Origin of the sequence: Geothrix alkalitolerans (assembly GCF_022808885.1) — a bacterium.
Lineage (GTDB): Bacteria > Acidobacteriota > Holophagae > Holophagales > Holophagaceae > Geothrix > Geothrix alkalitolerans.
This window is the reverse complement of record NZ_JAKZLE010000005.1, coordinates 167812-180588: the sequence shown is the minus strand read 5'-3', so window position 1 is coordinate 180588 and position 12777 is coordinate 167812. Positions and strand designations below refer to the sequence as shown.

The window sequence follows — 12777 nt, the reverse complement described above, 5'->3', positions numbered from 1 at the left end:
TCCTAACATTCCCCCCACCCTTACCCTGCCTCCAAGGACCCCGAGGTTCCGTGATCCCCCCACCCTGGCTGCAACGCCTCCGGCATCAGTCGGATCGCCGCCGTTCCCTGGGCCGGGACCGGGCCATCCACCCGCCCGCGGGCGTGGACTTCTGCTCCAACGACTACCTGGGGCTGCGGCGGGACCCGCGGTTGGCCGAGGCCGCGGCGTCGGCGGCCCGCGAGCACGGGGCCGGCGCGGGAGGCGCGCGCCTCCTCCGGGGCACCACCCCCCTTCATGACGAGCTGGAGGCGGCCCTCGCCGCCTGGAAGGGCGCGGAGGCTTGCCTCCTCTTCAACACCGGCTTCCAGGCCAACGCCACGCTCATCCCTGCCCTCGCCGGCGCCGGCGACGCCGTCTTCTCCGACGCCCTCAACCACGCCTCGCTGGTGGACGGCTGCCGCCTGGCCCGCGCCGGGGGCGCCCACCTGGGCATCTTTCGGCACCTCGACCTGGAGGACCTCGCTCGGCAGCTCGAGCTCTGGCGGGCCTCGGCCCCGGAGGGCGCCCTGGCCCTGGTGGCGACGGACGCCGTGTTCAGCATGGACGGCGACGCGGCGGATCTGCCGGCCCTGCTGGCCCTGTGCGACCGCCACGGCGCCCTGCTCCTGGTCGACGAAGCCCACGCCACGGGCCTCCTCGGCGCGGACGGCGCCGGCCTGGCCCAGCACCAGGGCGTCCACGGCCGCGTGCCGCTGGTCATGGGCACCCTCGGCAAGGCCCTGGGGTCCTTCGGGGCTTTCATCTGCTGCGACGGCCTGATGCGCGAGCATCTGGTCAACACGGCCCGGGGTTTCATCTTCTCCACGGCCCTGCCGCCGCCCGTCGTCGGCGCGGCCCTGGCGGGCGTGCGCCTCGCTCTGGCGGAGCCCTGGCGGCGCGAGCGGGCCCAGGCCCACGCCGCCCTTCTCCGACGGGCCCTGGGGCAGGCCCAGGCGCCTTCGGCCATCGTCCCGGTGCCCGTGGGCCCTGATGCGGAAGCGGTGCGCCTGGCCGGCCGCCTCCAGGCCCGGGGCTTCGATGTGCGGGCCGTGCGCCCTCCCACGGTGCCGGAGGGCTCGGCGCGCCTGCGGATCACCACCGGCGCCCACCTGGGGGACTCGCAGATCCTGGCCCTCGCGGAGGCCCTGGCCTTGGAGGCTTCGGGGACCTGACGGCCCGCGAAGCCCGTCGGGGGTCAGCCTCCCAGGGCCATCTGCATGGCCTGCATCAGGCCCGCGCGCTGGAAGGGCTTCTGCACGAAGGCAACGAGGCCCTTGCCCAGGAACTCCTGGACGGCCTCCTGCTCGTTGTAGCCGCTCATCAGCACCACCCGACAGGCGGGGTCGAGGGCCCTCAGCTTGCGGAAGGTCTCGACCCCGTTCATGTGCGGCATGGTGAGGTCCAGGAGCACCGCCCTGATCCGGCGGCCTTCGTCCCTGAAGCGGTCCAGACCCTCCTGGCCATCCCTGGCCTGGATGACATCGAATCCCATGGATCTCAGGAGGGCATCCGCCACGCTCCGCACGCTCTCTTCGTCATCGACCACCAGGATGGTCCCGGACCCGCTCCAGTTCGCGGTGACGTCCTCTCGGGCCGGGCTCGACTCCATCTCCAGCCCCGCCGGGAAGATCAGCTTGAACGTGGTCCCCTTGCCGACCTCGCTGTAGACGCGGATGCCGCCCTTGTGGCCGCGGACGATGCCCTGCATGGCCGACAGCCCCAGGCCCCGGCCCGTGAACTTGGTGGTGAAGAAGGGTTCGAAGATGCGAGCCTGCACGTCCGGACTCATCCCCTGTCCCGTGTCCGAGACTTCCAGGGTGATGAAGGTGCCGGGCGCGATGGCCTGACCGGGGAAGTCCCTGACCAGCTCCTCCTCCGAGTAGACCTGCGTCCCCGTGCGGATCGAGACGATGCCCTCCCCGTCGCCGATGGCCTCTGAGGCGTTGGTGACGAGGTTCATGACCACCTGCTGGATCTGGGAGGTCTCGGCCATGAGGGCCGGGAGGTCCGGTTGGAGCTGGAACCGAAGTGCCACCTTCTTGGAGATGGAGACTCCCAGCAGGTGGGACATCTCCTCCACGGCCTGGTTCAGGTCCAGGGGTTCGACCAGGAATCGGCCCCTGCCGGAGTAGGCCAGCATCTGCCTCGTGAGGCCGGTGGCGCGGTGGACCGACTTCTCCAGGTTCTCCAGGTAGGGTCGCGCGGGGGACAGGGGCGGCGTGCACATCTGGGCGAGGCTGATGTTTCCCAGGATGGCCGTGAGCAGGTTGTTGAAGTCGTGGGCGATGCCCCCCGCGAGCACGCCGAGGCTCTCCAGCTTCTGGCTCTGGAGCTGCGCCTGCTCGGCCCGGCGGCGCTCCGTGATGTCCGTGATGATGCCCAGCACGCTCACCACGCGCTTGTCCTCGTCCATCACGGGATTGCCGGTGACGATGGTCCAGACCTCCTCGCCATCCTTCCTCCGGAACCGGAAGTCGTGCTGGGCGCTGATCCCGTTCCTCCGCTGCGCCATGTTGCGATCCGAGATTTCGCGGTCCTCTTCGAACATGAAGTCGGACAGGGGTCGGCCGATCATCTCCTCTGGGGCGTAGCCCAGGATCTGGGCCATGCGCCGGTTGACGAAGGTGGTCCTCCCCTCCGGATCCAGCACCCACATGCCCTCCCCCATCACCTCCACCAGGTGGCGGAATCGCGCTTCGCTCTCCCTCAGCGCCTGGGCGTCCCGCCGGTGGCTCTCGGTCTCCAGCGCCAGCTCGCGCGTCCGGGCCTCCACCTGGGTCCGGACCTTCACCTGGCCCGCCAGCAGGGCGCGGACATAACCCGAGAGGACCAGGCTGAAGACGAGTCCCCCGGCCAGGATGCCCCAGGCCCGCCATCCGGCGGCCAGGTCGTAGTAGCCCGGGGCCGGCGTCACCACCACCTGCCACCGCCGTCCGGCGAGGTCGAACCCGAGGGCGTACCGAAGCCGGGAGGGGCTCCCCTGGCCTAACGCTGGCAGGGGCGAGGGTTCCCGATGCAGCAGGCCTTCCGACGGCGGCGCGCTGTCGTCCAGCAGGAGCAACTCCATCCCCCGGGGCTTCAGGATGGCGATGGACTTCTGGACCAGGTCCCCCGCCCTCAAGACGCACTGGACCACGCCCAGCGGGTGGCCGCGCCGATCCCTCACTGCGGCCATGGCCAGGATCCCGGTCTGCTCGCCCTTCTCCTGGATGAGGCGGATCCCGCCGCTGGCGGAGACGTCCCCGGTGCGTAGCGCGCGGAGCAATGCCTCCTGGCGGGTGGCCAGATGCTCTGCCGCATAGCCCAGGGTCACTTCGTTCCCCGGGTAGGGCGCCACGAACTGGATGGCGAAGAAGCGGTGGTCCTGGCGCAAGGGGACGTTCCGGCCGCTCCCGTCCTTCCCGAAGAAGCGGAACTGCGGCTGGAAGCGCCTGCCCTCGGCCTCCAGGGCGCGACGGTTCTCCGGGCCCACCTCCGGCAGCCACTGGAAGGCCTGGATGTAGGGGTGCATGGCGAGGGTGGGTGCGGTGAAGGCATCGAAGTCGGCCCGGCTCACGTCGTCGCTGGACTCGAAATAGCTCCGCAGCACGAGGACGTCCTCGAACCCATGGCGGAGCCCCTGGGCCACGCTCTCGGCGCGGTCCCGGGCCGCCTCGCGGAACTGCGCCTCCACCTGGCGGTGGTAGGCATCCCGGGACACGAAATACCCCACCAGGCTGAGCATCACCCCGACCACCAGCACCAGCGCAGCGCGGACTCGGCCCGGGGCGGCTGGACTGGGCATGGGGTCGGCCACGGGTACCTCGTACTGGAAGCTTGGGATCGGAATTATCCTGGCACGAACCCACCCGATCCGGGAGGCTCAACTGGCGTCCCATCGGCCCAACCCCCTGGATGCAACCTGTGGGAGAATTCCAGGCGACCGGAAGGTCTTCAGGAGGTGGCTTTTGAATCGGAACACCATGTTCGCCTTGGTCGGAGGCCTTGCCGTGGGATTCCTCGCGGGCTACCTCGTCGGCGGCAGCGGCGCCAAGGATGCCGCCTCCCCCACCCCCGCCATCCCCGCAGGGGGCGTGGTGATGCAGGCGCCCTCCCTGGGCGGCGGCATGGCCGCGGGAGCCCCGGCCCCCGGCCAGATCCCGCCGGGCATGGGCCTCCCCAACGCGGAGATGCAGGCCCGCATCATCAAGCTGGAAGCCCTCGTGAAGGCCGAGCCCAAGAACCACGACGCCTGGGTGGGCCTTGGCAATGACTACTTCGACAGCCACCAGCCGCAGAAGGCGGTGGAGGCCTATGCCAAGGCCCTGGCCCTGAAGCCCGATGACGCCGACATCCTCACGGACCAGGGCGTGATGTACCGCCAGCTCAACCAGTTCGACAAGGCCATCGCCAACTTCCAGAAGGCCGGCAAGATCAATCCCTCCCACGTGCCCAGCGTCTTCAACCTCGGCATCGTGTACGCCGGCGATCTCAACAAGCCCGATGAAGCGGCCAAGGCCTTCAACAAGGTGCTGGTCATGGCCCCGAACAGCCCCCAGGCCGTCCAGGCCCGGCAGCTGCTGGCTCAGCTCAAGACCGGGGCGGCGCCCCGCTGAGGCCTCCGGCCGCTCCCAGGCTCGACCTGGACGCCCTCCCCAGCCCGCTTTGGGTCCTCGGCACCGGGACGGGCGTGGGGAAGACCTTTGTGTCCTCGCGCATCGCGAGGACCTGGGCCGCTTCGGGTCCCGTGAGCTACCGCAAGCCCTTCCAAACGGGCGTGGACCGGCCCGATCACCCCGAGGCTGATGCCAGCGCCGTGGTCGGCCCCGGCATCACCGCCGAAGGCTGCGTCCTCCTCCGGGCGCCCCTGTCTCCCCTGGCCGCGGCCCTGCGGGAAGGGCTCGCCCTCGACCTCGAGGCCACCGCCGCATGGTGCCGCCGGCCCGCCGATGGCCGCATCCTGCTGGAAGGCGTGGGCGGCCTCATGGTGCCCCTGGCGCCGAACCGGCACTTCCTGGCCTGGGCCACAGACCTGAAGATCCCCTGCGTGCTGGTGGCCCTGGGCGGCCTCGGCACCTTGAACCACACCCTGCTCAGCGCCGAGGCCCTCATGCTCCGCGGCTGGCGGATCGAGGCCGTGCTGCTCAACCCTGGCGCCGATGACGCGACCCAGGAAGCAGCAGACGAGAATGCGACCGTTCTGCAGGGATTCCTTCCCATTCCCGTACATGTCCTGAAATAACATCCAGAGCCCATCGAGCCGATCCCTACGCTATCTTCAGGCGGCTCGCACCCTCTGATGCCATCGCTTGCGGATGCTTCGCGCCCGGCTGGAAAGCCGTTCAGCACCCCTTCAGCCTTTCCCTTTCCCCTCGGGAAGGATTCGATGTCAGCCCCCACGCCTCTGCGACGCCGGTTGGTGCTCCCGCTTCTGTTCGGAGTCACCGGGCTGCTGGTCAACCTGTTGCGCTACGAGATCTTCTTCAATGTGGACCTCATCTTCGGATCGGTCCTCGTGATGCTCGTGATCCTCCACGCCGGCGAGGGGCCCGGCGTGGTGGCGGCCCTCATCGCGGGCAGCGCCACCTGGATCCTCTGGAACCACCCCTGGGCCATGGTGATCTTCGCGGGCGAGGCCCTCTTCGTGGGCTGGCTCGTGCGGCGTCGCTCGTGGGATCTCCTCCTGGCGGACCTCCTCTTCTGGGGCGCCCTGGGGATCCCCCTGATCTGGGTGTTCTACCACCTCGTGCTTCGGGTCCCGGCCCAGACGACGGGGTTGATCTTCCTGAAGCAGGCCATCAACGGCATTCTCAACGCCCTGTTGGCCTGCATCCTCCACCTGGCCTGGCGGGCGCGATCCCGCGGGGTCGGAGAGGTCCGCCCGGCCTTCCGTTCCGTGGTCTTCGTCACGGCCGTGTCCCTCGTGACCTTCCCGGCCCTTCTCTTCCTGACGGTCATCGTCCGCCAGGAGGCCCGCAGGGGCCAGCAGGACATGCTCCGCCAGAGCGCCGCACTGGACCTGGTGGGCCGCCAGATGCTCCAGACCTGGATCGAGGACCGGCACCAGAGCATCGCCACGCTGGCGAGCCTGGCCTCCCTGCCGAACCAGCGGCGGGAGGACCTGCAGCGAACCGTGGAAGCCATCCGGACGGCCATGCCGGCCTTCAAGCGGGCCGGCGTGCTGGATGTCCATGCGGACGTCATCGCCTTCAGCCCCCTGGTCGATGACCTGGGCCGCTCCACCCTCGGCCGGAACTTCTCCGATCGGCCCTACATCCCAACCCTGCGGCAGTCCCTCAGGCCCTGGGTGGCCGACATCGTCATGGGCCGCGTCGGCAGGCCGGAGCCGGTCATCTCTCTCGTGGTCCCCGTGATCAGGGATGGACGGTATGACGGCTACTGCATCGGCATCGTGGATGCCACGCAGATCCATGAGGTTCTCGCCATCATCGCCGGCTCCGCCGACGCCCGGCTGACCCTGCTCGACCGGTCCGGGCGGGTGGTCGCCAGCACCCGGAAGGACCTGGCCATGATGTCATCCTTCGCGCCGCCGCCCGGCGAGCGCCGCCCACTCGGCGAGGGCGTCTGGCACGTCATCCCCCCGGCCCGGCCGGGGCGCAGCACCATGCAGCGGTGGAGCGAGTCCTTCATCGTCCAGGAAGGCCTCCTGAGCCCGCAGCTCCCCTGGAAGCTGGTGGTGGAATCCCCCCAGGTCCCCGTGATCTCGAGCCTGAGCCGGATCACCATCCGGGGCCTCGGCACGCTGCTGCTCCTCATCCTCCTGACCATCGCCCTGGCCCACCTGCTCAGCCGGGGATTCACCGCGGCCATCGCCCGCCTGGAGGAAGCCACCCGCGCCTTTCCGGAGCGCCTCGGGGAGGGTCCGGGCACCGACCTGACCCTGCCCCCCAGCCGCATCAGGGAGACCCAGCACCTCAACGACCGCTTCCGGCAGATGACTGACGCGCTCCGGGTCTCCTTCCGCGAGCTGAGCGACATGAAGGCCACCCTCGAGCAGCGGGTGGCCACGCGCACCCAGGAGCTGCAGACCGCCCTGGACACCATCAAGACGCTTCACGGCATCATCCCCATCTGCGCCTCGTGCAAGAAGATCCGCGACGACAAGGGGTCCTGGAACCAGCTGGAGACCTACATCTCCGAGCACACCGAGGCCGACTTCACCCACGGCATCTGTCCCGAGTGCGCCCGGCGGCTCTACCCCGAAGTCCCGCGCGCCGATCCCAAGACCTGAGCGGGGCTGGCCTAGACTGGAGCCATGCCGACGCCCCTGCCCCCCGATTGGACCGATCGCCTAGCCCTGGACCGCGCCCACGTGTGGCATCCCTTCACGCAGATGCAGGTGCACGAGGCCGACCCGCCGGTGCCCGTCATCGGCGGGGAGGGCTGCGACCTGCTTCTGGCCAACGGAGAGCGGGTGCTGGACGGCGTCTCCAGCTGGTGGACCTGCCTCCACGGCCACGGCCACCCGAGGCTGGTGAGCGCCCTGGAGCGCCAGGCCGCGAAGCTCGACCATGTGATGTTCGCCGGCTTCACTCACGAGCCCGCCCTGGAGCTGGTGGTGCGGCTGCGGCCGAAGCTGCCGCCGAACCTCACCCGCGCCTTCTTCTCCGACGACGGCAGCACGGCCGTGGAGGTGGCCCTCAAGATGGCCTTCCAGGCCCAGCTCCAGCGGGGCCAGAAGGGCCGTGACCGCTTCGGCGCCCTGCGCGGCGGCTACCACGGCGACACGCTGGGCGCCGTGGGCGTGGGCGAGCTGGACAACTTCATGACGGGCCTCTTCCGCCCCCTGCTGCTGGCCTGCGAGCGCCTGGAGGTGCCCGAGGACCCGCGCCGGGAGTTGGCAGGTGACCTCACGGGCTGGCCTGAACGCCTGGAAGCCGCCCGCCAGGCCTTGGTCGCCTTCTTCGTCGCACACGGCGAGCGCCTGGCCGCCTTCATCGCGGAGCCCCTGATCCAGTGCGCCGGAGGCATGCGCATGTGGCCGCCGGAACTGCTCCGGGAGCTGCGCGCCCAGTGCGACGCCCACGGCGTCTACCTCATCCTCGACGAGGTGGCCACGGGCTTCGGCCGCACCGGAACCTTCCTCGCCTGTGAACAAGCTGGCATCGCGCCGGACCTGCTCTGCCTCTCCAAGGGCCTCACGGGCGGCACCCTGCCCCTGTCCATGACCTGGGCCACGGAGGAGCTCTACCGCCACTTCTGGGGCACGCCCGCCTCGGGCCGGGCCTTCCTCCACGGCCACAGCTACACGGGCAACCCCGCCGCCTGCGCCGTGGCCTGCGCCAGCCTCGCCCTCTTCGACGAGGAGCCCGTGCTGGCCAACGCCGCCGCCCTGAACGACGCGATGACGGCCGCCTTTGCGGCCCTGGCCGCGCATCCCGCCGTGCGCCAGGCCCGGGTGCTGGGTGCCATCGGCGCCTGCCGGCTGGTGGATCCCGCCACCGGGGAAGCGCACCCCGCCGACGACCGCTTCGGCTGGCGGCTCCACCGCCGCGCCCTGGAGCACGGGCTGCTGGTGCGGCCCATGGGCGACTGCCTCTACCTGCTGCCGCCCCTCAGCACGCCCCCCGCACGGATCCGCGAGGCCGCCGAGACCCTGCTGGCGCTGCTCTGAGGCGGCATCACCCATAGCCTGAAAAGAGGAACGCGAAGACCGCGAATAAAGGAAGCGAAGGGCGCGAAAGTACGCGCTGGCGCGTCGGCATCGGACATCCGGGCCTCCGGCCCCAGGTCGCGCGATGCGCAGCCCGGAGGTCCTATGCTGTAACACCAGAGCTTGTTTTTCGCGCCCTTCGCGTTCTTCTTGCTGCCTTGACGTCGGGAAGCATCAGGGCACTGGCACGGCTTCGTAGCCCGTGCCCTTCGGCGCGATCCGCACGATCTGCGGCAGGTGGGCTCCGGCCAGGGCCACCTGCCGGTGGGCGGCTTCGCGGAACAGCTCCTGGCGGACCTTGACGGCGCGGTCCCCGTCCAGGTCGAAGGCCACGCCCGCTTCCGGATGCTGGAACTGCACCGCGCCGAAGTGGATGAGGTCGCCGATGCACCAGAGCTCTCGGCCCTCGGAGGTGAAGGCGTAGACGGTGTGGCCACCGGTATGGCCGTGGGCCGGGAGGGCGCGGAGGCCCGGGGCGAGTTCCTCGCCGTCCTCGAAGGGTCGGAAAGCTCCGGCCTTCCCGTAGGTCTCGAAGAGAGCCTTCAGCTTTGGCGCCCGGTCCCGCAGGCGCTCGGGCAGGCGCGAGGGGTCCTCCGTCCAGAAGGCGTGCTCGCGGCGGGCCACCCGCAGGACCGCCCTGGGGAAGGTCCTCGAACCATCGGCCTTCACCAGCCCGCCGATGTGGTCGAAGTGCTCGTGGGTGATGAGGACCAGGTCGATGTCGGCGGGCGCCACGCCCGCCGCGGCGAGCTGCGCTTCCAGGTGGCCCGAGTCCTCCTCGGGATCCTTGCCCATGCCCGTATCCACCAGGACGGTGTGGCCTGGCATCCGTACGAGGAAGGCATTCACCGGCGTGTCCGCGGCGTCCCTGCCGCCCAGCATCCGCCGCGCCTCGGCGGGGTCGAGGCCCTTGAGCAGCGACACGGCGAGGGAGAGCCGACCATCCTGCAGCTTCCACACCTGCAATCGGCCCAGGCGAAGCGGCTCGAGGCGGGAGGCGGTCGCGGGGGCGGAGGGCGTCATGGCGGTTCCCGGCAGCAGGAGGGTCGTGGCGAGGATGAGGGCGCGCATGGCCTGAGTGTACCGGGTCCCGCGCCTCCCGAATGACGATGCCTGAGTCGTGTTTTTCCAGCTGTAGACTGGGTTTCCTGCCCTGGAGCGACCGATGAAGCTGGTGACTTTCCTGAAGGCCGACGCGGAGAAGATCGGCGCCGTCATGGCGGACGGCCGCATCCTCGACTTCGCCGCCGCCGAGCCCCGCCTGGCCGTGGACATGCTGACCCTCATCCGCCGCCAGGACGAGCTGATGCCCCTGGCCCGGGCCCTGACCGCGGCGCCGCCGGCCCAGACCCTGTTGGATCCCGGCACCGCGCGCCTGCTGGCGCCCATCCCCCGGCCCGTCTCCATGCGCGACGGCTACGCCTTCCGCCAGCACGTGGCCACCGCGCGGCGCAACCGGGGCCTGGACATGATTCCCCAGTTCGACCTGTTCCCCGTCACCTACTTCACCAACCACCTGGCCGTCACGGGCCCCGGCGAGGTGCAGGTGCAGGACCACCACCTGACGCGCCTGGACTTCGAGCTGGAGGTGGCCATCGTCACGGGCCGGCCCCTGAAGAACGCCACGCTGGAGGAGGCTGACGACGCCATCTTCGGATACCTGGTGATGAACGACTGGAGCGCCCGCATGCTCCAGATGGAGGAGATGAAGCTGTCCCTCGGCCCCTGCAAGGGCAAGGACTTCGCCACCAGCCTGGGCCCCTGGCTGGTGACCAAGGACGAGCTGGATCTGGAGAAGACGCCCGCCGGGGAGCTGCTCCACGCCCGCATGACCTGCGAGGTGAATGGACACCGGCTGTCCGATGGGAATGCGGACAGCATGAACTGGACCTTCGCCCAGATCCTCCAGCGCACCAGCTACGGAATCCAGATGCACCCCGGCGAGGTCATCGGCAGCGGCACCGTGGGGACGGGCTGCCTGCTGGAGCTGAACGGCTCGAAGGTCACCGACAACCTCTGGCTCAAGGCCGGCGACGAGGTGGTGCTGGAGATCGAGGGCCTGGGCCGGCTGGTGAACACCATTACCCACGTGCCCGAGCGGCTGGTGGGCATGCCCCCCCACCTGGTGGGCGGCACCCTACCCGACCTCTATGCCGGCACGCCCTCCGGCCCGGCCGGGGACTAGACTGGTTCATCCTCCCGGGAGCCACCATGCGCCGCGCCCTCGCCTTCTTCCTCGGCCTGCTGGCCGTCGCGAGCCCCGTCCTCGCGCAGAAGCCCACCCTGAAGGCCTACTTCTCGGACAGCGCCAAGGTCCGGGAGGGCGGGGTGAAGCTCATCCCCATCCAGACGCCCAAGGGCACCTTCAAGGTCTGGACCAAGCGGTTCGGGAACAACCCGCGCATCAAGCTGCTGCTGCTCCACGGGGGGCCCGGCTCCACCCACGAGTACTTCGAGTCGCTGGAGGGCTACCTCCCCGCCGAGGGCATCGAGTTCATCTACTACGACCAGCTGGGCTCGGCCTACTCGGACCAGCCCAAGGACCGCGACCTCTGGACCACCGAGCGCTTCGTGGAGGAGGTCGAGCAGGTGCGCAAGGCCCTGGGCCTGACCAAGGACAACTTCTACCTGCTGGGCCACTCCTGGGGCGGCATCCTGGCCGCGGAATACGCGCTGAAGTACGGCGCGAACCTCAAGGGGCTGATCATCTCGAACATGATGATGAGCATCCCCGACTACAACCGCTACGCCAGCGAGGTGCTGGCCAAGCAGATGGATCCGGCGGTGGTGAAGGAAGTGAAGGAGCTCGAGGCCAAGGGGCAGTACGAGAACCCCCGCTACATGGAGCTGCTGATCCCGAACTTCTACGCCAAGCACCTGTGCCGACTCCCCGAGTGGCCCGATGCCGTCAAGCGGGCCAATGCCCGCTCCAACAACGACATCTACGTGCTCATGCAGGGCCCCAGCGAGTTCGGCGCCTCGGGCCGCCTGGAGCGGTGGGACCGCAAGGCCGACCTGCCCAGGCTGGCCATGCCCACCCTGGTCATCGGCGGCACCTACGACACCATGGACCCCACCCACATGAAGTGGGTCTCCACCCAGGTCCAGCACGGCAGCTTCCTCCTCTGCCCCCACAGCAGCCACATGTCCATGTGGGACGACCAGCGCACCTACTGCGAGGGCCTCATCCGCTTCCTCAAGGAGACGGACGCGGGCCGGAAGACCGTACGGTTCGGGAAATCATGAGCCTGCGCACCATCCTGCCGGGCGACCTCACGCCCATCGAGACCAACGCCCTCCTCTGCGGGGGCGTGGCGCCGCGGCCCATCGCCCTGGCCAGCACGGTCTCGAAGGAGGGCGTGCGGAACCTGTCGCCCTTCAGCTTCTTCAACGCCTTCGGCTCCAACCCGCCCACGGTGGCCTTCGCGCCCAACCGGCGTGGGAGGGACGGCACGGTGAAGCACACCTACCTGAACGCCGTGGCCACGAGGGAGTTTGTCATCGCCGCCGTGAGCCACGCCATGCTGCACCCCATGAACGTGGCCAGCGCCGAGTGGCCCGATGGCGTGGACGAGTTCCCCAAGAGCGGCCTCACACCCTTGCCCGCGCGGCTCGTACAGCCCGCCCTGGTCGCCGAGAGTCCCTTCCAGATGGAGTGCCGCCTGCAGCAGGTGGTGGAGCTCGGCACGGGCCCCGGTTCCGGCCTCATGCTCCTCGGCGAGGTGCTGGCCTTCCACGTGCGGGAGGACTGCTTCGTGGACGGCCTCCTCCACCCGGACGCGCTGGACCTCATCGGCCGCAACGGCGGCGCCTTCTACACCCGGGCCAGCGGTGCGGCCGTCTTCCAGGTGCCCAAGCCCGCCGGCAGGCCCCTGGGCTACGACGCCCTGCCCGAAGCCCTCAAGCGGAGCCGCATCCTCACGGCCAACGACCTGGGCCAGCTCGCCAACAGCCCCGGCCTGCCGGACCTCGCCGCCATGGCCCGGCACCCCGGCGACCCCGAGGCCCCGGACGCCCTCGAACGCGCCCTGCAGGCTGCCCTGGTCCGGAACGACCTGGACGAGGCCTGGCGCCTGGCCGCCCTCCGGCTCCGGAGCGGCTAG

The 12777-nt window shown here is 70.0% G+C and carries 10 protein-coding genes; 8 read left to right on the top strand and 2 right to left on the bottom strand.

Translation table 11 applies throughout. From position 1 onward, the window contains the following. Positions 1 to 50 precede the first annotated feature (50 nt). Positions 51 to 1193 carry an aminotransferase class I/II-fold pyridoxal phosphate-dependent enzyme gene (locus MLJ35_RS11395; protein WP_243384446.1) on the top strand — a complete coding sequence of 381 codons (1143 nt, stop codon included), beginning with the start codon at positions 51 to 53 and terminating at the stop codon, positions 1191 to 1193. 23 nt (positions 1194 to 1216) lie between these two features. Here MLJ35_RS11395 and MLJ35_RS11390 read toward each other — a convergent pair whose 3' ends face one another. Beyond that, a complete protein-coding gene (locus tag MLJ35_RS11390) occupies positions 1217 to 3817 on the bottom strand; it encodes a PAS domain S-box protein (protein WP_243384445.1) in 2601 nt (866 codons plus the stop codon). Between the two features lie 166 nt (positions 3818 to 3983). Between MLJ35_RS11390 and MLJ35_RS11385 the strand changes: the two genes are divergently transcribed. The 4 genes from MLJ35_RS11385 (at position 3984) to bioA (ending at position 8635) form a co-directional block, all read left to right on the top strand. After that, entirely contained in the window at positions 3984 to 4616 is a 633-nt protein-coding gene (locus MLJ35_RS11385; protein WP_243384444.1) for a tetratricopeptide repeat protein, read from the top strand. After that, complete coding sequence (gene bioD / locus MLJ35_RS11380; protein ID WP_338028456.1) at positions 4613 to 5242, top strand: dethiobiotin synthase; 630 nt, start codon at positions 4613 to 4615, stop codon at positions 5240 to 5242. The genes MLJ35_RS11385 and bioD overlap by 4 nt, the downstream gene beginning before the upstream one ends. A 144-nt stretch (positions 5243 to 5386) precedes the next feature. Then, the gene (locus MLJ35_RS11375; protein WP_243384442.1) at positions 5387 to 7252 is read left to right on the top strand and encodes a cache domain-containing protein; all 1866 of its coding nucleotides are present in this window, start codon (positions 5387 to 5389) and stop codon (positions 7250 to 7252) included. A gap of 24 nt (positions 7253 to 7276) precedes the next feature. Then, positions 7277 to 8635 (top strand): adenosylmethionine--8-amino-7-oxononanoate transaminase, encoded by a 1359-nt coding sequence (gene bioA, locus MLJ35_RS11370; RefSeq protein ID WP_243384441.1) that lies wholly within the window; start codon positions 7277 to 7279, stop codon positions 8633 to 8635. Positions 8636 to 8848: 213 nt separating this feature from the next. On the opposite strand, the gene MLJ35_RS11365 is transcribed toward bioA, so the two are convergent. Then, a complete protein-coding gene (locus MLJ35_RS11365) occupies positions 8849 to 9745 on the bottom strand; it encodes an MBL fold metallo-hydrolase (RefSeq protein ID WP_243384440.1) in 897 nt (298 codons plus the stop codon). Positions 9746 to 9839: 94 nt separating this feature from the next. Between MLJ35_RS11365 and MLJ35_RS11360 the strand changes: the two genes are divergently transcribed. Genes MLJ35_RS11360 through MLJ35_RS11350 form a run of 3 tightly spaced genes read left to right on the top strand, consistent with a single transcriptional unit; the run spans position 9840 to position 12777 of the window. After that, the gene (locus MLJ35_RS11360) at positions 9840 to 10859 is read left to right on the top strand and encodes a fumarylacetoacetate hydrolase family protein (RefSeq protein ID WP_243384439.1); all 1020 of its coding nucleotides are present in this window, start codon (positions 9840 to 9842) and stop codon (positions 10857 to 10859) included. A gap of 26 nt (positions 10860 to 10885) precedes the next feature. After that, positions 10886 to 11920: a proline iminopeptidase-family hydrolase gene (locus tag MLJ35_RS11355; protein ID WP_243384438.1), complete on the top strand. Its 1035-nt coding sequence runs from the start codon at positions 10886 to 10888 to the stop codon at positions 11918 to 11920. After that, complete coding sequence (locus MLJ35_RS11350; RefSeq protein WP_243384437.1) at positions 11917 to 12777, top strand: flavin reductase family protein; 861 nt, start codon at positions 11917 to 11919, stop codon at positions 12775 to 12777. The genes MLJ35_RS11355 and MLJ35_RS11350 overlap by 4 nt, the downstream gene beginning before the upstream one ends.

Bases quoted from the DNA above. Each gene is read 5' to 3' on its own strand.
- MLJ35_RS11365 (WP_243384440.1), bottom strand. From the start codon at position 9,745: ATGCGCGCCCTCATCCTCGCCACGACCCTCCTGCTGCCGGGAACCGCC.
- MLJ35_RS11360 (WP_243384439.1), top strand. From the start codon at position 9,840: ATGAAGCTGGTGACTTTCCTGAAGGCCGACGCGGAGAAGATCGGCGCC.
- MLJ35_RS11350 (WP_243384437.1), top strand. From the start codon at position 11,917: ATGAGCCTGCGCACCATCCTGCCGGGCGACCTCACGCCCATCGAGACC.
- bioA (WP_243384441.1), top strand. From the start codon at position 7,277: ATGCCGACGCCCCTGCCCCCCGATTGGACCGATCGCCTAGCCCTGGAC.
- MLJ35_RS11385 (WP_243384444.1), top strand. From the start codon at position 3,984: ATGTTCGCCTTGGTCGGAGGCCTTGCCGTGGGATTCCTCGCGGGCTAC.
- MLJ35_RS11355 (WP_243384438.1), top strand. From the start codon at position 10,886: ATGCGCCGCGCCCTCGCCTTCTTCCTCGGCCTGCTGGCCGTCGCGAGC.
- MLJ35_RS11375 (WP_243384442.1), top strand. From the start codon at position 5,387: ATGTCAGCCCCCACGCCTCTGCGACGCCGGTTGGTGCTCCCGCTTCTG.